At 45.3% G+C, this 21444-nt stretch carries 13 protein-coding genes; 3 read left to right on the forward strand and 10 right to left on the reverse strand.

Annotated features, from left to right (window positions below):
• Positions 1 to 3 precede the first annotated feature (3 nt).
• From HMPREF9193_RS08980 to HMPREF9193_RS09005, 6 genes are all read right to left on the reverse strand, one after another.
• Positions 4 to 630: a hypothetical protein gene (locus tag HMPREF9193_RS08980; RefSeq protein WP_021687808.1), complete on the reverse strand. Its 627-nt coding sequence runs from the start codon at positions 628 to 630 to the stop codon at positions 4 to 6.
• A 2-nt stretch (positions 631 to 632) separates the two neighbouring features.
• The gene (gene ligA, locus HMPREF9193_RS08985; RefSeq protein WP_021687809.1) at positions 633 to 2660 is read right to left on the reverse strand and encodes an NAD-dependent DNA ligase LigA; all 2028 of its coding nucleotides are present in this window, start codon (positions 2658 to 2660) and stop codon (positions 633 to 635) included.
• Entirely contained in the window at positions 2644 to 3282 is a 639-nt protein-coding gene (trmB, locus tag HMPREF9193_RS08990) for a tRNA (guanosine(46)-N7)-methyltransferase TrmB (protein ID WP_021687810.1), read from the reverse strand. Before trmB ends, ligA begins: the two co-directional genes overlap by 17 nt.
• Before the next feature lie 44 nt (positions 3283 to 3326).
• Complete coding sequence (locus HMPREF9193_RS08995) at positions 3327 to 4010, reverse strand: hypothetical protein (protein ID WP_021687811.1); 684 nt, start codon at positions 4008 to 4010, stop codon at positions 3327 to 3329.
• Between the two features lie 3 nt (positions 4011 to 4013).
• Positions 4014 to 5180, reverse strand: coding sequence for a DUF8084 family protein (locus HMPREF9193_RS09000; RefSeq protein WP_021687812.1), 1167 nt, complete (start codon positions 5178 to 5180; stop codon positions 4014 to 4016).
• A gap of 196 nt (positions 5181 to 5376) precedes the next feature.
• A complete protein-coding gene (locus HMPREF9193_RS09005) occupies positions 5377 to 6141 on the reverse strand; it encodes a leucine-rich repeat protein (protein ID WP_021687813.1) in 765 nt (254 codons plus the stop codon).
• Positions 6142 to 6381: 240 nt separating this feature from the next.
• Here HMPREF9193_RS09005 and HMPREF9193_RS09010 point away from each other — a divergent pair, with 240 nt between their 5' ends.
• Positions 6382 to 8502, forward strand: coding sequence for a hypothetical protein (locus HMPREF9193_RS09010; protein WP_021687815.1), 2121 nt, complete (start codon positions 6382 to 6384; stop codon positions 8500 to 8502).
• The gene (gene dinB / locus HMPREF9193_RS09015) at positions 8499 to 14783 is read left to right on the forward strand and encodes a DNA polymerase IV (RefSeq protein WP_021687816.1); all 6285 of its coding nucleotides are present in this window, start codon (positions 8499 to 8501) and stop codon (positions 14781 to 14783) included. The genes HMPREF9193_RS09010 and dinB overlap by 4 nt, the downstream gene beginning before the upstream one ends.
• A gap of 26 nt (positions 14784 to 14809) precedes the next feature.
• Here the strand turns inward: dinB and HMPREF9193_RS09020 are convergent, their stop codons facing one another.
• The 4 genes from HMPREF9193_RS09020 to HMPREF9193_RS09035 all read right to left on the reverse strand — a co-directional run bounded on the left by HMPREF9193_RS09020 (position 14810) and on the right by HMPREF9193_RS09035 (position 19656).
• Positions 14810 to 16909, reverse strand: coding sequence for an NHL repeat-containing protein (locus HMPREF9193_RS09020; RefSeq protein WP_021687817.1), 2100 nt, complete (start codon positions 16907 to 16909; stop codon positions 14810 to 14812).
• Positions 16910 to 16912: 3 nt separating this feature from the next.
• The gene (locus HMPREF9193_RS09025; RefSeq protein WP_021687818.1) at positions 16913 to 17644 is read right to left on the reverse strand and encodes a tetratricopeptide repeat protein; all 732 of its coding nucleotides are present in this window, start codon (positions 17642 to 17644) and stop codon (positions 16913 to 16915) included.
• Positions 17645 to 17711: 67 nt separating this feature from the next.
• Positions 17712 to 18464 carry a 5'/3'-nucleotidase SurE gene (gene surE / locus HMPREF9193_RS09030; protein ID WP_021687819.1) on the reverse strand — a complete coding sequence of 251 codons (753 nt, stop codon included), beginning with the start codon at positions 18462 to 18464 and terminating at the stop codon, positions 17712 to 17714.
• A gap of 25 nt (positions 18465 to 18489) precedes the next feature.
• Positions 18490 to 19656, reverse strand: coding sequence for a galactokinase (locus tag HMPREF9193_RS09035; RefSeq protein WP_021687820.1), 1167 nt, complete (start codon positions 19654 to 19656; stop codon positions 18490 to 18492).
• A gap of 68 nt (positions 19657 to 19724) precedes the next feature.
• Between HMPREF9193_RS09035 and lnt the strand changes: the two genes are divergently transcribed.
• The gene (lnt, locus tag HMPREF9193_RS09040) at positions 19725 to 21407 is read left to right on the forward strand and encodes an apolipoprotein N-acyltransferase (protein ID WP_021687821.1); all 1683 of its coding nucleotides are present in this window, start codon (positions 19725 to 19727) and stop codon (positions 21405 to 21407) included.
• The last annotated feature ends 37 nt before the right edge of the window (positions 21408 to 21444 follow it).

Here is a 21444-nt window from a genome sequence, read left to right on the forward strand (position 1 = left end):
AATCTATTCTTTTTTTAACACAAGCGAATCGTCGGAACCGACGGTAAATACGTAGCTTTCGCCGGGAATGCAGCTTCCCAAATTAAAACTGCGCACCGAACTGTACGCTGTACCGCCGACGCGCTGGCTTGTACCGAAAATATCCGGGCGAAGCGCGTATCGGCACAAACGCGAAAAACTTTTTCGAGCGCCTTCAAAATCATATAAAAGACATTCGCCGGAGTTCATATAATAGCGGCTCAACTGTGTACCGCTTCGGTATACTTTTAGAGCGTTAAAACCTTGGTGTGTGCTGTATATGCGCCGGGGAAAATAAATGCATATACCGTTAAAACGTGCACTTACAAAATCGATGTACAACGAACTGCCGTTCCACGAGCGCTCTACGGTAGCCAATTCTCTTTCGGAAGAATCGTATAAATGAAAAACGGCGCTTACCGTATCGCCGCTAAAACCGTATACCGTAAAACGGATTTGTACAACATCGGAAAAATGCGGTATTTTATCTGCGGCTTTAAAACATACGCGGAAACGGTATATATCGACTAATGCAAATACAAACAATACGGCAAAAACCGTTAATGCCGCCGCTTTAATACATATATCTTGCCGTTCGGTATTTATTTTCACTTTTACATCCGCCGTACCATAGCTAAAAATGTTTTTTCGTCGATAACAGGCGTTCCCTGCTCCACAGCTTTTTTATTTTTTGAAGAGCCGGAAGAGGTATCGTTGGTAACCAAATAAGACAAACCCTTTACCACCGACGACTTTACGTTGCCGCCGGCTTGTTTAACTAAAGCTTCGGCTTCGCTGCGTTTTAAACTATACAATTCTCCGGTAAAACAAAAGCTTTTGCCGACAAGCGGATTTTCTTGTGCCGTGAGCGGCGCTTCTATAGTAATAATACCGTTTTCGGTTAAAAAATACATTTGTGTGCGGCATTCGGCAAGTCCTTGCACAAGCGTATGAGCGGTAATATCGCCGAAGCCGTACACTGAAGCAATATCGGTTTCACGGGCGCAAAATAACTTATCGAGCGTATTAAATCCGGCAGCCGTCAGTTTTTCCATCAGCGTTTCGCCGATGCCTTCAATATCAAAGCCGGCAATAAAAGTTTCCAAAGAAACACGTGTACGGCTTTTAATCGAAGCAACAATTTTTTCTGCGCTTTTTTGCCCCAAACCGTCCAACTGCGCAAGCTCATCTACAGTCAGTGTATAAATATCGGAAATAGCGGTAAGCCGTTTTGTTTCAAACAAACGTTTGATGAGTGTTGTGCCCAAATCGCGTATATCGAGCACGCTTACCCATTTTTCTATGCGGTGATGAATGCGTTTAGGGCAAGCGGTGTTCGGACAAAAAAGACGCGTACCTTCATCGGTTAAAAGCGTACCGCATACCGCGCATACGCGGGGAAATTCAACGGGCGTTTGAACGCTCTCAACATCACGTGCACAAAGGTCAGTTAAAGTGCCGGTTTTTGCAGCGGCTCTTTCCAAAACCCGTTCTATTTTTGGTATGATTTCTCCGCGTTTGGTAACTACTATATGACTTCCGATTTTAACCGCTAAAGAGCGGATTGTATTAGGGTTAACCAAACTTGCGCGCTGCACTTTTGTTCCAGCAAGTTCTACCGTATCGAATTCGGCGATGGGCGTATAGGTTGCCCCCGATTCGCTCCATACAACCGAACGCAAAACCGAGACGGCTTCTTCCAAGCTGAATTTAAAAGCGATTTGTTTTTCCGGCCGGTCGCGTTCGGCATCGGCAAAATCGATGACTCTGCCCTTTACCACTAAGCCGTCGATATCGTAGTCGAGCTGCGCTCTTTGTTCCATAACCTGCAAGCGGTATTCAATAACTTTTTGCACGCCGCGGCACACGTGCAGGGGAACGGTATAAAAGCCTTGCAAAGCAAGCCATTTTACTTTTTCTTCTTCGTCGGCAAAGGGCTGGTCTGCAAGACGGTTTGAGGCAAAGCGGGCGTCGTAGCAAATAATGCGCAAATGTTCACAGCCTTCCCCGTCTTTTCGCTTCATAAGACCGTTTGCGGCATTGCGGCAATTTGCTTTATCCGCATAAAAATCTTTATGAACGCGTTTAGTCATAATAACTTCGCCGCGCACACCGCCGGTAAAAGAACCGTTTAAGTTTTTAACCAGTCCTTGCATTTTAAGCACATTGCGGCTGATATCGTCTCCTACAACACCGTCGCCGCGGGTAACGGCGCGCACAAAAACACCGTTTTCGTATTGCAGTTCAAGGCTTGCACCGTCGAGTTTGTATTCCACTAAAAATTCGTCAAAAGTCATTTTAGCTGCCCACTGTTCAAATTCGCTGTCGTTTGCAGCTTTTTCTTGACTTCCCATGGGAATAACGTGGCGCACTTTTTCAAAAACACCGCCGGCGGCACCCTGCGGTGCAGCCGCTAAACCGGCGGCGGACTCTACCGTTGCAAATTCGTCAAAAAGCGAATAATCTTCGCTTACATCCGAGCCTATCTTGTGCAGCAGCGGATTTTGCGGATCTAAACGCTTTAATTCATCCCACAGCGCATCGAATTCGGCGTCGCTTATTTCCGCTTCTCCGGTGTAATAGGATTTTTGGTAACGGACTATAAGTTTTTTCAATTCCGCAGTTCTATCGTTTTGCGCCATCTTTTTTTTCAAATACCAGCTCGAAAATATCGTGTCCGGTATTTTTTCCTTTTGTTTCAAATTTGGTTGGGGGGCGCCATGCTTGCACGGGGGCAAATCTGTCGTAGCGGTTTTTTAATCCCTGTGTAGCTTCCAATTCTTCGCAGGCAAAGTACGCGTATTCTTCCCAATCGGTTACAACATACACATAGGCGCCGGAAGCAAGCTTTGAACACAGCAGATCGGTAAACGGCCGTTTTATCAGCCGCCGTTTGTGGTGCCGCTTTTTAGGCCACGGGTCGGGAAAAAATACGTGAATACCGGCTAAAGAATTATCCGGTATCATATATTGAAAAACTTCAACGGCATCGTATTCTACAATAAATAAGTTTGAAAGATTGCGGTTTTTTATTTCGCCGAGCAAGCGTCCTATACCGGGACGGTGTACTTCAATACCGAGATAATTGGTTAAAGGATTTTCTTCGGCGATGCGCGCGGTCGCTTGCCCCATACCGAAGCCGATTTCCGCAACGACGTTGTTTGTGTTGCCGAAAATATCACTGTAATTGATATGCGATTGCGAAAAAGGAATGCACCATCTGCCCGAAAGCGTTTCGTAATCACGCTGCTGTGCGGCGGTCATCCTGCCCCAGCGCAGCACAAAAGAGCGGATATGCGTATGTGAATTCACCGCGCACCGCCTTGAGCTCCGGACAGCATTCGGCTATCGGTATCGGAAAGCCGGGAAACGCCGGCTGCAGCGCTTGAGGCACTAACCGATTGTGCAGGATGCAAAACGGCGCTTTTTCCGTCGGCGGCGATAACAAATTTTCGAGTAATAGAAGCTTGAGGATAGGACAAAAGCAATTCTTTTTCTTTTTCCGGCAAATCGTAGGCAAGCAAAGTACCCGCAGCGTCAAATACGGCAAGACGTTCGTCCGTGTACAAACTCATATCGGGTTTGCCGGCAGCGGACGGCTCGGAAAGCGTAAAAAGACTTTCTGCTTTTTTTGAAGCGCGGTCCGCATACAGCACACGGTATTCGCCGGCTTCAAAAGCGCCGGAGGGCGCAGGCCGTATATTGCTTGAACCTATCCATACCGAATCGTTTTTTGCATCGTATACGCTGTGAGGATTTTCCACATTCCATACATAGTCCGACTGTGCAAAAAAAACGCTTATACTGCGTACTCTGTTTGCAGGCGAAAGCAGTTTTACATATACTGCCATACGCACAATCGGTTCTTCTTTTTCTTTTTCAAAATCGTAAATAATCATAGTTCTTACATCGTCGAGCGCGGGAAGAGTGTCGGAACAAGAATTAAAAAAAAGGGCTGCAACTGCAACAGCTGCATAAAAAAAGCGTTTCATACTTTAAAAATTAAACATCATATTGATAACGGTTAAATCGCTTGAAGTAAACTGTGCAACATGAGAATCGAATTTAATATTAACTTGACGACACGCATCGTTTAGATACGAAAGATAGTACAAGCCCAAATCGGTACGCCCGTTTTGTTCCGGCAATTCTTTGTAAAAGTCTATCAGATTTTTTTTGTTCAAATCCGCAGATTTTGACGTTTCAATACTTTCTTTTACATCTTGGAATTCGTCATCTTTGTTGTATACCGTTATTTGAAACATCCCCTGCTTACCGATTGAAGAAGCACCGCCGCCGAGCTTCCACGACACAAAAACCAAACCGTTTTTTTTGATAAGCGCGGCGATTATTTTTTTTCTGACAACAGGGTCGTATAACGTTAAATTGCTTTCTTCCAAACCGCGATACATAATATCGGCTTCTTTTCGCATATTGGTGTTTTCGCAGTTTGAAGCAACTTCCAAAAGCATAAGCGAAATATATTCGGCAACGGTACTTTTTTCCATATATTCGCGCAATACCGTACGTACAGCTTGCAGCATATCGTTAAAACCGGGATTTTGAGAAAACAAAATAATAAGGTACCAGTTATATGCGCTCAAGCGCGATAAAAATTTTTCCAGCATAAGTAAATAGATGTTTTTTTCTTCCGGGCTGTATTTTTTATTGCGCATTATTTCCATATTTAAAGGGTCGAGTATCATATTTCTTACATCCGCCATTTGCGAAGCATGACCTTTTACGATTGAACGCAAAGTATACGGATCCACTTTGGTTTTGCTGTCGAAAAACCGTCCCGGATGCGCGCGGTTATGTTTTTTTACCGCTTCGGTAGCGAGCAATTGGCTTTGCACTTGAGCACTGAACTGTTTGTACAGCATGGAAAATACAAGCAATTTTGACAAATCGATTATATCTTGGCGAAGCGTGGTAAATTCGGGAAGCGATATTTGAATTTTAGACACATAGTCCAGCATGACCAATTCTTGCAAAGAAGCGGGCGTAAAGTGTTTTAAAACAATACCGTTTTCTTCACTGTTGTCGACCATTCTAAAACGGACTAATTTTTTTTTGTTTCGTATAAAATAAGCCGCACCTTCTTCGCTTAAAGCAATCTTTAAAGCTAAATCCAGCACCGGCTTTTTCGGAGTTTTCGCCATAAGTTATTGGTACCTTTTTTATTATACCTGCATTTACCGGATGTGTCAAATACTTTGCTCGACAGCTGATTTTACAGTTTTTACGGGCAGCATGCTAGGCGAAAGCCGACATTGTTGTAGTACTATGTTGTCGGTTAAAAGTGTCCCTTTTAATCTCCTAATTGTGATTTTATGTTTTAACCGCAAAATGCGGTTTTCAAACCTGCTCCTCAGCAAACCAGCCGTCCTGGGCACCTGTCTTGTTTGCATTATTCTTGTATGTTTGCAGCTGCAATGCCGGAATCTTTATACTGCCCGCCGTTAAGTCCGTACAGTTGGCAAAAGCAAAACCGAATTTACCGGGTGTGTAATTGCACTTAAGCACAGCGCTCTTGAGTTTTGTGCAGTGTTGAAAGCAGCGCCTCATATCCGTAACGCTTTCCGGTATTTCCGGCGCTTGCGTCAAGCTGTTGCAGTTTTCAAAGCAGCTGCTCATATTCGTAACGCCTTGCGGTATTACCGGAGCTTGCGTGAGACAGGCGCACTGTGCAAAGCAGTAGCGCATATTCGTAACCCCCTGCGGTATTGCTGTCACTTGTACAAGACCTGTGCAGTCACGAAAGCAAAAACTCATATCCGTAAGACCTGCTATGTCACCGCCGAATTTGAGTGCAACTTTTTTATCATTGTTGTCCTTTAGGATTTTTCCGAGCGGACTTATTTCTCCTGAGCCGCCCTTTAAGTCCGCAGCCGTAAGACCGGTTACTTCGATTTTGTGTACTGCCGCGCCGGCAGGCAGTTTTTGCAGGTACTCTGCAAGCTTTGCATAGGCGACGGGGGTATACTCAGGTAGTACGCTGTCCGCTGACGGTTTATAGCTGCTCAATAGCAGTGCCGCCGTTAAAATTGCGGCTGTGATAAACGCCGCCGCTCCTGCTTGTTCCAAAGCAAATACCTTAGTCTTTAAATTACTTATTTTCATAGGAATCACTCCTTAAAAATATGTTTTTATCCTACATCATAATTGTACCGCGTTATTCTTTAAAAAACAGGTTATACGCAAAAAAAGAACCAAAGTTACCAAAAAAGAACTTTGGTTACCTGATCAAAATCGGTCATCTTGAGTTCGATTGGGAAAAATTCTTCTTTACGACACAAATGCCGCAAAGCATAAAGACAGCACCTATTGACCATAAAACAAATTTACCGCTATGCTGTTGCTATGAAAGCGGTTTTTAAAGCAGTATGTCTTTTTTTTCTTTGTTGTTCCGCTTATACCTTAAAAGCACAAGTCAGCCAGCCCATACAAAATACGCAAAACATTCAAACGGAAAGTGCCGCAATTACAAAAAGCGATACGGCACGATTTTCAGACTCTTTATACGAAGAGCTTACAAAAAACGGCTTTACTGCGGAAAAACAGCTTTTGCAAAATACGCTGTCTTCTGATTTTCCGTACAACGTAATTATCCCCATACAGCCGCCGTCACCCGCTGCCGCACAAACGGCAAATAAGGCAGAAACGGCTTCAAACGAAAAAAAATTAATTATAAGCGTTACACAACAAAACGTTAGCGGACGAATAAAAGAATACATGGATTTTATTCGCAAACTTAAAGAGCGCTCAGCTCCGTTTCAAATCGAAATCGTTTTTACCGCAAACGATTACAGCGAAACATCTCAAGTGCAAAGAGTCGGTACAGCCGATATGTCAAATACCGAAATGTTTTACGCGGGAACTTATACATACATAAACGCTTTAGACACAACCGAAAACACTGCCGTTTTAATTATCGGAACGGACAAAAAAAACGAACGCTTGTTGCCTCAATTTGTACGCTACGTACAAATAATTCCGGGCGGCATAAATTATGAAAATCGAGGCGTCGTTATTCCGCGCGGATTTTTCAAAACAATTACCGACTCTTGTGCAAATGCCGGCATTTTTTATTCTATCCGCGGACGATTTTTATCTTTATACAGGCTCGGTTTAATCAAAGCCGAACCGCTTGTTTCCGCATGGCTTTCATCTGAAATTCCTGCATCTATGCTGATTTCGGACGAACAAAACTTTTATTCAGTTTTTACCGTAATCGAAGAATGTGTAAATTTGTACGCAGCATGCGATTTTACCGATACCGACACCCATTACAGTTTGTTCCGCTTATTTAACAAAAGTTTGTGGATATCGGAAAGAACCTATCTTATTTTTTTAATCCTTACTTCAGCCGTTACACTGTTTGCTTTTTTTATTCTTTCGTTTATCCGCGGCACTCACCGCTACATTCACCGGCAGGAATTTTTGCAAACATGGTATCTTATTCCGGTTATGATAGGCTCCGGAGCATTTTTTTTATCTGCGGCGCAAGTTTTAACCGCACAGATTTTGCAGCAAAATTACCGCTTTGCTTTGTTTGCGCTGGCGGTAAAAACCGCATTTGCTTTAAGTTTTTTAATATTGTTTTTTGTACCCCAACATGTACTTAAGCTTCCGCTTACCGGCTTTATATACGGTTATTTGCTTTCCGTCGGCGCGTTTTTAAATATCTTTTTATTTGCCTCGGCAGACATCGCTTTAATCCCAATTTTTATAGTCGAATACCTTATCGTGTACATTTCGCGCGGAATGCGTAAAATATCTTCGCTGATTGCAGCCCTTGTTTTTATGCTGCTGCCCTACATTCCTTTTATTACAGCGTTTACCGAATTCGACTCAGCCTTATACACGCGTTTTATAACCGAAGCAAGCTTTGCATATAATGTGCTGTTTGCCGCAGTTTTATTCCCATTTTTAATTATGGGTATACGGATTTTAATCCGCCTCAAACTGTGGGGGCGGCGCATAAACAGTAAAGACAGGCGTTTAGCCGATGCAAAAAATAAAATGTTTGCACAAAGTGCATTTGCCCTTATTTGCTTTTGCGCCGTTTTTATTGTTTCGACAACGGTATTCCTCTTTACCGCACCGGCAAAACGAAACAACGCCGTAAAAGCTTTGCCGACAAAAAAGACGGTTTCTTTGTCGCTCGAACGTACCGTACGCTTTGAACACGGATTTTTTGTTTTGCACTTATCGTCCGCACTACCGGTTATCCGCTACCATATTGAAATAAACTCTCAATCCGCCCTGCCCGTTTTTGAATCGAATTATCCGTACGATATGTTTGCAAAACCGCTGAGTGCAGTTTTTGCTTTAGACGATTATCCGCCGGAACCCTTTACGCTTAATTTTTCCACAGACGGCGTACACGATACGCTGTGCACGATTACGGCATACTTTAAAGACGGCGGAGTTATAAAAACGGAACAACTGCACTATACGATAACGGGCATACCCAAATGACGATGCCTCTTTTTTTTCATGTGGATTTGGACGCTTTTTTTGCTTCGGTAGAACAGCTCGACCACAGCGAATACAGAGGCAAAGCGGTTATCGTAGGAGCGCTTCCCGGAGACAAACGGGGCGTTGTTTCCACATGTTCTTATGAAGCAAGAAAATACGGCGTTCATTCGGCAATGCCTATAGGACGCGCTTTTCAGCTGTGCCCTTCTGCAATTTTTTTACGCGGCAGAATGAACCGCTATCACGAAAAATCAAGGGAAGTTATGGCGGTTTTTGCCGAATATTCTCCGGACGTACATCAAATGTCCATAGATGAAGCGTTTATCGATATGAGCGGAACGGAACGCTTATTCGGCAATGCAAACAGCGCCGCGCAAAAACTCAAAGACCAAGTATACCGGCAAACCGGACTTACTGTTTCCGTCGGAGCGGCTTCGAACAGGTATGTCGCCAAAATGGCTTCGGGAATATCCAAACCGGACGGTTTGTATGTAGTGGAACAAGGACAAGAAGAAGCTTTTATGCTTTCTTTTCCGTTAAAAAAAATATGGGGAATCGGAAGCAAAACGCTTGAACGTATTGAAAACGCGGGGTTTACCGATACGCACAGCATACACGGGGCATCGCTGAATTTGCTGCAAAACATATTCGGCACATGTACCGGAGATTTTTTGTACCGTGCAGTGCGCGGTCTTGAAGCCGAAACCTTTACCGATCAACCCAAAAGCCGCTCGATCAGTTCCGAACATACATTTTCGTTCGATTTAACCGACCCGTACACTATCGACACTGCGCTTATGGAACTTTCGTGGGAAGTTATGTGCCGTTTGATTACGGAAGGCTGGCACAGCAAAACCGTTCACGTAAAAATACGCTACGAAGATTTTACCACAGTCGGCATACAAGAAACCTTTCAACGGATTTTTTCATCAGCCGACGATTTATACGAGCGTTCGCGCGTTTTACTGCACAAAAAATATGAAACCGGACGCGGCATACGCCTTTTAGGTCTTGCCGCGCAAAACCTTGAAGACGCACACACACCTTTGCAAACGGAATTGTTCGACTTCGGCGAAAAAAAAAGAGCCGCTGTAGAAAAAACGGTTATTGCCATACAAAAAAAGAATCCGCAAAACCGTGTGGGTAAAGCTCGCTTATTAAAAGCAGATGAAGAACTTAAAAAAAATAAAACCCCGCCACAAACGGTAAAACCCGTGCGTGCACTTTGCGCGCTTTTATTAAGCGCAGCTTCCCTGTGGTGCGCACGGCAAACCTCTTATGCTCAAACTTTTCCGTTAAGCGCACTTGAACACGGTAAATACGCGGTAGAATGGTATGCACAGGGTAATTGGGAAGCACAATTAACCGGTTCTTTGGATATACGCGGCGGAAAAAACAAAGCACCCGTTTTTTTCTTTAACCCACCGGTATTTATACAAAAAACCGATTTAACGCTGTGGTTTTTTCTTAACAAAAAGTGGTATTTTGAAGCCGCTATAGCGGATAAATACGATAAAAGTACTGTAGCCGCCGGATATTACGGAAGCGGAGTGTTGCGCCACGTACGCATAGGTAACCGCGGTATCGGTTTTCCCGAACTATACGGCATAAACGCCGTCGGCAAAGGCATGGGCGGCGGCACTGTATACGCCGAAGCAAACGGTACTTTACCGCTGCGCGCTGAAAAGGGACCGAATCAATCGCCGGGTATCGCTGCGCACTGGCAAAGTGCTGCATATCAAGCGGATGCGGCAATCCGCTACGACACACTAGAAACTGCGGAAAAAACATGGGCGGGACTTAACGAATTAAACCAAAAAAAAATCGCTTTACACTCGTGGCAGCAAGGCAGTTCTTTTACCCTTCCTGAAAACACATCGCGCTTTATTGCAAACGTGTACGCAGAAGATAAAAACGGAACGTATTCGGATGTACTAGGATACCGGTACAAAAAATTAAGCGGTGCCGACTATCTTATTATCCGTTCGACGGACACCTTGCTTTTGGCAAAAAGTACAAATGGAAGAATTCTTGTTGATTTTTATTCGGACAGTGCCGGCATACAGGAAAAAAACATAATAAAAAGCGCTTTGGGCGAATTCGACTCTACACAGCCGAACACTTTTTTAGGGGAAATTCAAGCGTGGTTTGAGCAAGCGCCGAAGAGCACCGGAACTTTTGATTTAAAAAATTATTCTTACCCGCATCCCACACATATCCCGCCTTCGCCGCCCCCTGTTTGGGACGGCGACCGTTTTTTTACCGAAATACAGGGGCCTTCTTTAGCTGTTACACAAGCTCTTGTTTTACGGTACCCGCCCTTTTTTTCGCCCTTTGAAGATGCGTCTTTGTACGCACTGGGCTCTTCGGAAAAGGCGGAACGCACTGCGGTTTTAAATGCCGAAGAAAACGAATTGAGCGATTACGGAGCGCTTGACAGTTCAAATATTTTTTCCGACACTACGTTTACCGACACCGATTTTTTTAACGAACAAAAAAAATTTGTTCGTTTGTTTAACCGTAAACAAAATGCCGTTTCTTTTAGCGCACGAGGCTCGTCGCTGCGTTTTCCTGCAGCGGACACACAGCCGCTTGTGTATCTTACTCCGAACAAAACCTCAACACCTTCAAATGCACAAGCGCCCGCTTTTGTTTCGGTGCAAAGCGCACGGAGCGTTCCCGTTTTGGACATAGGAACCGAAGCTGTAATCGGCTCGGTAAATGTGTACCGTAACGGTATAAAAGAAAATGCTTTTACCTACGACGCTAAAACCGGTATTGTTCACACAGTGCGCCCCGTACAATCATTTGATACTATCCGTATAACGTGGCAGCAAAACAAAGCGGGCGCCGACAAAGGACGCATAGCCGCCGCTGCAGGTATACAAAAACGTATAACGGAAAATACATCGTTTAACACTTCGGCATCCGTTTTATGGCCGGTTGTAGAAAAAGATTCGTTTGCACAAAACGGCAGCAGCACAAACGGTTCGGTAACTGCAGCGGCGGCGGCACACTGGAAAAAAAAAGACTTGAGCATTTCGGATACAGCTAGCGTAACCTTTGAAGTACAAGACGTTACGGGAACATACCGCATTTTTTCGCCGGACGGTTCCAAAACACGGCAACTGTACATAACAGAGCAATCGGACAAAGCCTTTCCCGATACGGTCGTGCCCTATGTCGCCGCACACAAAGCAATACAGATCCCTTTTTCTCCGCCGGATGCGCCCCTTGTGCTTACAAACGATAAACGCTCAAACATCGCTACGCAAAGCGTATACGACGACCAAAAAAAAAGCTGTCTCCGTATACACTGGAACACAAACGTGAGCGCACCCGATTCTTCTGAAAACAGTTGGGTTGCACGTACTATAGATTTCCGCGGAGAAGCAAAACAGCTTGCATCTGCACAAAAATTCAGTATATGGCTAAAAGAAGAAAGCGCATCTGCCCTACCGCCGACGGTATACGAACCTTACGAACTGTATTTACAGCTGGGGGTAAGCGATGAGCAAAACATTAGCGCGGAAAACGCTTTACAGCTTCCCGCATGGCGTATATCGGAAAACCCTCGAACTTTTCCGCCTACAAACCGCGAGCATGTCAGTGCAGGCTACGGTGTAGAAAAAGGTTTTATATCTTCTTTGCTGAACGGAACCGCCGGCATAACGGCGATTTCAGGATGGCAAAAAATTACCGTTACGCTTACCGATGAAGACCGTTTAAAACTTTCAAAAAGCCAAAATGCACGCCTTATCATTTATGTGCCGCAATTACACAGCGGCACGCTAAGCGGGCAAAACCTTTCCGGCAGTTTTACCGTAGGACCGGTAGAAATAGACGGCTCTTCTTTTTCGCTTGAAGCGCCGGAAAAATGTTTTATCCGCACGCAAGAATGCGAGCCGCCGGTTATGCAAACTGCTCCTATGCTGCGTTTTAGTGCGGGAAAACCCCATGCGGTACAGCGTTTTGACTACGGTATTCCGCAGGGCACACAATCTGCCGTACGCGCCGTGCGCTACAGCGAAGCGCTGCCGTTTTCGTTTTACGATGAATTGTGTTTTTACCTTTACGTGCCGCCTCATTCGGCTGCGAATAAAAAAAGAGCGGATTTTTCGATTGTGCTTGATAACGCTGCATACGGAAAAACAAAAACGGCTTTACACCTTACGCTCAGCTGCGAAGTTCTTGACGAATGTGCGGCGCACGGCGCGTGGCAAAAAGTTGTATTTAACATACACGAGCGCAGCCTAAGTATAGAAGAGCGTACTGTCGGCAAAAATCAATTTAGCGTAAAAGCACTCGACACTTCCGTTTCGCCCACACGCCTTGAGCTTCTTTTTACCCCGTCTGCACTGCATCCGCTTCCCCCCGGTGAGGATACCGGCGGCGAAATATACATCGACACTTTGTATTTTTCCGGAAGCGGCGCCGATTTTGTATTCGAAAACATATTCGATTTTAAATGGCACAAAGAAGGTACCGTTTTGTCCGCAGGGAATTTTCCCCTTGCCGCAAACCCGAAGCTTGTTTCGTCCGTGCGCGCTTTTGCCGACACCGGAAACATAAAAGCAAAAGCTTCTCCTTTTTTCGGCGCGCTGACGGATGCGCGGGCACAAGCGGACATTGCGGGAATCGAAACTTCAATTGCAGCAAACTTTTCTTATTCAAGCAAAGAAAACGCTGTTTTAGTACAAAACCTTTCGCACGGCATACGCACCACGCCGGTGTTTTTAGCGACCCGCATATTCAGTGCAAGCGAAGAATACCGTTTTTCTCCTGTAGCCTATACGATAAAAAAAACCGAAACCGCCGCGCTCGACTTTGCACAGCTTAAAGTTCCTTTGTCAGTATCGTTTAAAACCGAAGGTTCGCGCGATTTTTTTGTTTTTAACCAAGTTATATCGCTGGAAAGCACTTTTTCTTTGCCTTTTTTGCCGGCAATCAGCAAAAAAGATAATGACAGTAATGCCGACAGCGGCAAGGACGGCAGCTTCGGTGCTAACAACGCCGCAGGGCGCATACCCTTATACGGCTTACAAATACACTTTAAAGCAAGTCAACAAGGGCGAAGCGGCAGCCGCTTATACGGGAACAGCGGAAGCGGCGCCGGAATCGGATCGAACGCCCTGCACAACGGGCAAAACGCCGGCGACTATTTTGCAGGATGGCTTGAAGCATCGTCCATACAATTTTCCGGCGGAAAAAGCAGTGCCGAACGGCGCTCCCTTTTTTTTGGAGTACATCAAAATCTTAACTTGTTTAATTCCCGTTTTAACCCCGCCTTAGAATTAAACGCCGAACAAGTGTATGCTTCGCCCCTTAAAACCGAAAACAGCGCTGCCGATTTTATGGCAGTACGTTTTCCCTTTGTTATAAAAAAACAGCAGTTTTCCATCGAATGGGCAAAAAAATCGCGCACAGTCGCTAATGTCGAGCGCGGCGGCTCATACAAAAGCGATGCCGCTTTATATACACAATGGCTGGGCAAACGGGTTTGGGCATATACGGCAGTTCCCGTATATGATTTTTTCGATACCGCGCTCCCGTCTCAAATGCAAAAAAACGGTATGCCGCTTTCTTTTTACACAACAGCATGGACTCTTTCGTGGAAGCGTCCCATATTTGCTTCTGCGCTAGACATAATCGTTCCGTCAAATTTGTCGTTTGCTTTTTCGCGCGACATACGGACAAGCGTTTCCGATATAAGCGACACACTTCAATTTAAAACGAGCTTGTATTTTACCGCTTTTAACAGTTTCGGTTCTTTCGGCTCGCTGCGTCTTTTTAACTGGTACCGCCAAGACGAATGGCTGTCTTTTGTTTCGTGCACGTATAAAACAGATAAAAATGCATTTGAAAATTACCGTTTATCGTTTTCAGGCTACGCTCAGCTTTTGCTGTTTTTTACGCAAACGGATACGCTGCGTACAGCCGTTGAAGGGCGCGCGGACACGGCAAAAAACTGGCATATTAAAATCCAAAGCGCGTGGGAACGTACGGGAAAATCAAGCATTGTTTCGGATGCTGTAGTTTTTGCCCTTCATCGGTTTTCAAATCAGTTTAAACGCATTATGCGCAAAAATACAATACACGCGGCGCTCGGAAGCGACGAAGTAAAAACGGTACACCAAAATTACGGTTTAACGCATAGCATAGAATTTACGCTCGGTCCTTACGCAAAAGCGGGACTTTCGTTCGGAACGGAACTTTTTTTTGCAAAAGGTTTGTTTTCCGTAAAAAACACGGCAGGGTTAACGGGAAAACTAAGTTTTTAAGTTTTAACGAACGATTCGTTTATTGTTTATTGCAAGGGGGCAAAATAACCGCTTTCGTCCCGTCCAGAACGGTTAAGCATATAAGCTTCCACTTCCACCGGCAAAAACGCGCGTCCGAAATCGGTAGGCAAACTGGATATGTACGAAAAACGGTACAAAGCGCAGGGAAACGCGAGCACATCCTTTACCAAAGGTGCTATACCTTCAGGACGGAATACGTAATATTGTTTGCCGTCCGTTTGCTCTACCAGATAATTCAACTCAGGCGCAAGACTTTGGCGGTCGAGAGCAACGGTTAAAAAGCTTATACCGTTGTTGTTCAAATAAGCGGTTAAATCGGTTAAACCGTATTTGCCGAAAGCTTTTACTTTAGTTCCGCCTGCGCTCACATACACGATTGCACGCTTGGGTTCGGCGTTTATTAAATCGTTTGCCGCAAGGCGCACGGCTAAATCGACGGCGCATACCGCGCTTGCAGGCGTTTTTAAATTCTTTGCAGAAAACTTTTTCATCGCAGCCGGAGAGCCGCTGTATTCTGTTAAGGGAACTTGACCTGCGCCGATAATACGCAGCGTTCCTTTGTCGTTCATAGCGGCGGCGATTTCCCGGACGGCGGTATCGATATTTTGCGTTTGGCGCGCTGAATCGTAACTTCTATCTATAATTAAACTGATATCGCACACGGTATTTGCATTTGACTCGCCGATAAGTTTTTGCTCGGCGGCGGGACGCTTTTCTTCGGTGATTAAAAAATTAACGTCTTTTAAACCGACAATCGGCTGTCCGCTGCGGCTTTGAACGCGCACATCGAGGGTAATGCGCGGAAAATCGTCCGAGCGTATGCGATCCACTTGTACAAAAAAACCTCCGGCAAGGTCTGCTATGCGCGACAATACTACAATTTCGTTATTTTTAAAATCGGAAGCGATAATGTTTCCGTTTAAATCGGTGTCGGCGCAAGTAAGACGCACGGGAGCGTTACCCGTTCGCGCCAATTCGGTAATCGCGCCGCTTGAACGGTCTATAGCCAAAACCTTGTTTGTATCGGCAACGATAAGGTAGTTTTGGCTGACGCGCAATGCTTCCGGCTTTTTAAGCGTTTTGCGTTCAGTCAGCGTATTAAGAAAGTTACCCGACGTATCGTAAACGCTGACAGTACCCTCTACCGCATCCGCAACATACACCAAATCATCGGCAACGGCAATACCTGCAGGAGAAGCAAATTTGCCGAATGCAAACAAAGCTTCGCCGTCGGCATTAAACACCGAAACCCGTCCGTTGCCGTAATCGGTAACGTATATATTACCTGATGAATCTTGCGCTAAAAACTGCGGCCCGACAAATTGTCCCGTACCTCTTCCTTTGGAGCCTATGTATTTTATAAAGCGTCCGGAAGCGTCAAGCTGGCTGATTCTGTCGCCTGCGTATTCGCAAACAAGCAAATTACCCGAGCTTTGGCGCAAAATATCCATGGGTCGGTCGAAGCCGGTTAAAGAACCGCGCGTTCTGTTTATTATCAAACCGTTTACGTCGAAGTGTAAAAGTTCGTTTGTACCGTAAGCGATAACCCACAGCGAACCGTCTTCAAGCGGTAAAAGAGAAACCGGACGGCTAAAACGCAGTTCATCGTCTTTTTTACCGTTAAAAGAGCCGGCTTCGGTAAAGCGCAAAGCGGCGGATGCAAAAACGTTTTCGGTATTTTCGTTTATTAAAGTACGGGTATTTGCGGAGGCGGTACGCCGGCTTTGCACTGTTTCAATCTTATTTTGCAGCAATAAACCGCCGTAACCGTTATCGTAAGCTTGCTGCCACTGCTGAAGCGCCGCACCTTCAATACCGGAGCGGTAATAAGCTTTGCCGAGCCAGTCTAAAATAAGGTTTTCCGACGGCAAATAAGACAAAGCTTTTTCAAACTGTACCAGAGAATCGTTAAAAGCTCCGCGGTGCCATGCTTGAACGCCGCGCCGGAATTCTTCTGCCGCTTTGCCGCGCTCGGCTGCAGAAGCTGCAGTTGCCGCCCCCGATTGCTGAGCCGATAAAAAACCGGATGTAAGTGCGGCAAAAACAAAGAAAAAAAAGAGTATTGCGCGGCGGTTTTTACCGTTTAGCGTTTTAAGAACGTTCATCGTTTAAGCTCCCGCTCCGCCGTAGCGGCCGTATTCGCGTTTTATAGCCGCATCGCGGCACACGGTTTTATAATGTGTTTCTATTTCCGTACTGCGCTCGCCTTTATCTTTTGCCCGTTTTATATAGCTGCGCGCTTCCCGTAAAAGTCCCAGCTTGTAGTATACCCAGCCCAGCGAATCCAAAAAAGCGGGCGAATTGGGACGGATATCCACCGCTCGCTTACACAAAGATAAAGCACGCGTTAAATCTTTTCCTTCGCAAGCAAGCACATAGCCCAAACCGTTTAACGCGGTGGGACTGTTTGGGTTTAATTCGAGCGCGCGCTCATAGTGTTCGATAGTTTGTTCGGAATGTTTATGTTCCCATTCCACATAGGCGAGCGCCGCATGCACTTCAGCCGTTTGATAGCCTGCATCCAAAAGCTGGTTTAATTCCAAATCAGCCAAACGGGCTTTACCGGTAAGAGTGTATATAACTGCAAGGGCAAAACGGCATTGATTGACTCTTTCAAGGGGAGCCGAAGCGGTAACCACTTGTTCAAGGTATAAAATCGCTTCGTCATAATTGTGCAAGCGGGCATAGGTTAAGCCTATGTAATACGCCAGTTCAAAACCGCCGGCATTGTGTTCGCCGGTGTTTGCATCGGATGAGGGTAAAGACAAAAAAAGAGTTAACGCATCGGTATATTTACCGCAGCGGTACAGTTCAATACCGTCGCGCAATGTTTCCGCCATAATACCCTCCCGTTTTATTATAGCACAAAGTTTTTATACGGTAAATCCCAGTTTAGCCGCCTCGGTTTTACCGGCAAAACATATCGCCGCCGAAAAAATCTGCAGGAATTTCGGCTGTGCGCGCACCGCAAGGCTGCGACAACACACGGCTTATCGATATAAAGCCTTCTTGTACGGCGTTATAATCGTTGTCCGATTCGCGCGGCGTATTTATATCGCCGCCTTGAAAAAAGCTGTATACATGACCGTCGGGGGCGTCTATTAATTGCGCCGAATCATTATAATCACGGCGGGACGGCACAGTCATTTTCCAGCCCGCATAAGACGGGGCATCTTGTGCGTTTATATTTACAAACACATCGCGTTCGCACAAAGTTACCAGCTTTTCCAAATTGTCGCACACAAAACGGGCAAGCGGATCGTAATTCCACTCTCCCGTATCCGATTCTAAACTGACGGCAATACCGGGTATACCGTGTAAAGACGCTTGGCGCGCTCCGGCTGCCGTGCCCGAATACAAAATATCGGTTCCGATATTCGCTCCGCGGTTTATGCCGGCAATTACCGCATCGGGAGTTTTGCCCATAAGCTTTTTAGTTCCCACATCAGTACAATTTGCCGGAAGCCCCGAACATTTGAACATTCGCTCACCCATTTTTTTTATACGCAGCGGTTCGGACATGGTAAAACCGTGCGAAACGCCGGAGCGGTCCCTATCGGGGGCAACCACCCACACTTCATGCACACAAGCAAGCGTTTTTGCCAAAACTTCCAAACCCGCAGCACCGTATCCGTCGTCATTAGTCAATAAAACAACCATCGTTTTCCTTTTATCCTTTAGCAAGCTAAGCTTTTAACACGGCGGCGGCGCCTGCAGGTTTTACTTCGTAGCACACCGGATGAAAGCCGAATATGCGCTCATATTCGCTCATCTTTTTTTTGTACGATTCCACATCGGATGTTTTGAGTACCGTATACAAACAACGCCCGAAACCTTTGCCCGTTATGCGCGAACATGCGGTCGGCTTACGCGATGTGGTTACTTCAAATTCCAATACGCGTTTTACCAGCCAATCGATTTCCGGACACGATATGGTATATAAATCGCGCATAGCTTCGTGCGATTTGTTTACAGCTCGCGCAAATAAAGAAAAGTCTCCGCTGCGCATTCCTTCTGCGGCATCCATAACCGAATGGTGTTCTTTCATAATGCACTGCAAACGCCGCCTTGTTTCTTCGCTTAAACCGCAAAAGATATCGTTTATTTCCACATCGGAATCTTCGTATACCCAAAATCCTTTTTTTTGAATTTTCAGTTCAGCCATCAATATAAAGTTTTCCGCCGTGCGCAGCGTTTCTTCGTCCCATACGGAAATACGCGGCACACGGGCGTCGGTAAGTAAAACCGAATATCCGTCGAATTTAAACGGAACCGTTGTATGCATATTTTTTGCATGGTCGGTAAGCAAACAAGTATCTTTTTGAGCGTACAGTGCAGCATATAAATCGGCAATATAGTTTCCGGTATTCAAAAAGAATTTATTGCCCCGTTCCAAAACCTGTAAAATCTGCGCGTCGGAGCACGGATGGTGAAACAGCTGTTTGCACACAAGGGCGGTAGCAACTTTCATAGCCGTCGTTATACCGAACCCTGCCGACGGGAGTATTTCGGTATAAATGGTAACATTCATGCCTTTACAGGCAAAACCGCAAGAATTAAAGCCGTCGATAACCGCTTTAAGCGTATTTGCCCAACGGTCTTCGCGGCGGAATTTTAAAGTGGACACATTGCCGCGTTTTCTTTCGTTTACTTGATAAAAGAAAAAACGCAAAGAAGAATCTTTTCGCGCAGAAGCTGCAATATATACGGGTAAATCAACCGCCATAGATAAAGTTTTATCTTTAAAATACCACGTGTGTTCTCCGAGTAAGTGAAAACGCCCCGGAGCTGAAACGATGACATCGGGTTCAGTATCATATTCTTTTTTGTGAATCTCAACTAACCGTTCCATACTTTTAAAATTACCGCCCTGTTCTTATATTGATTTTTCAAAATAAAATCAGTTATGATAATAATATAATGAAAGGATTTGTACAAGTTTTTTACGTTATTTTTTCGTCAATAATGATGGCTTTGGCCATTCAAAACGAGATTTTACCGTTCGGATCCCCACTTTTGGGGCTTTTTTCTTTGGTTCCGCTGTATATGGCGCTGTCGTGCTGTTCCGGTTTTAAAAAAGCGGGGCTGCTTATTTCGCTTCACATATTGCTCGTTCACGTGCTTTCAAGCTTTTGGCTGGGGTATTTTAAAGACTTTGCCGTGTTTACACTGGGCGCTACGGCGGCAACATATGCCGTGTTCGGCTACTATGCCGGCGGCTTGTTTTTTATGCCTTTTTATATAACGCGTACAAACGCTTTGGCAGAAAAGTCCGGTTTACGCAGATACAATATACCGTTTAGGATTTTATCGTTTAGCTTGTTATGGACTGTGTACGAATGGGTAAAATCGATCGGTTTTTTAGCTTATCCGTGGGGCACGCTGACTATGAGCGCATGGCGTTGGCATTTGATTACGCAAATTGTAGACATTTTCGGAACGCGCGGCATAAGTTTTTTGTTTTCGTTTTTTAGCGCACTTGTCGGCGAAGGTTTATTATTGCTTGAACGCGCAGATTTTACCGGCACAGCAAAAAATAAAACAATGTCTGCAAAACCGTACCGCTTATACGCATACACTCCGTACACATATACTGCCGCGCTGTGCGCAATCCTTTTTACCGCAAGCACTTTATATGGAATATATCAATATGCTAAAAAAAGAGAGCCGGTAAAAATTGTGCGCACGGTTTTGGTACAAAAAAACTCGGACGCGTGGCTTATAGGCGATCCGGACACGCCCGTTTTAACGGCGCAAGAACTTACGCTGCAGCAAACGCAAAACGCAGCGCGCAAACCCGATGTAGTTATATGGAGCGAAAACGATTTAACCTATCCGCTGCCGAATGCGTACCGGTATTACACATATTCTCCGAAGCAAAACCCGCTTGTTCCGTTTATCGAACAAACGGGGGTTCCGTTTATTATCGGCGGACCTGTAGAATTGGAGCACAAAGAAAACGCAGCGAATGCGTTGCGTGAGTTTAACAATTCTGCCCTGTACTTCGATAAAAACGGTACGTGGGTTGATTTTTACGGAAAAATTCATCTAGTACCCTTTGCCGAAGTCATTCCCTATGCAGACAAAGAATGGGTGCGCAACAGCATGCAAACCCTCGTCGGTTTTTCAAGCGGATGGACATCGGGAAAATTTTACACTTTGTTCGACATTCCGCTTGAAAACGGTTCGGTAAAAGTAAGTACCCCTGTGTGTTTTGAAGACGCTTTTCCGTCCGTGTGCCGGCATCTTTTTTTTGCCGGAAGCGAAGCGTTTTACAATATCACCGAAGATTCGTGGTCTCGCACCAAATCGGCAGAATTGCAGCACTATGTAATCGCTTCTTTTCGCGCACAAGAGTTTAGAACCGTTTTAGTGCGCAGCACCAATTCGGGCTTTTCGAGCGTAACCGATCCTGCCGGGCGCATATTGTACAGTTTACCGCTTTTTAAAAGCACATCCGGCACTTTTGACGTTCCGATTTATAAACGCACAATAACCGCATACGCCCGCTTTGGCGATTGGTTTCCCGCCTCACTGTTTGTTATATGGATACTCTTTTACAGTGTTTTTTTTATAAAACATAGGCACAATGGATTTAAATGATCACATCTGGCACGTAGGCATATACTTGACACATGTG

Source organism: Treponema lecithinolyticum ATCC 700332 (genome assembly GCA_000468055.1).
Taxonomy (GTDB): domain Bacteria; phylum Spirochaetota; class Spirochaetia; order Treponematales; family Treponemataceae; genus Treponema_C; species Treponema_C lecithinolyticum.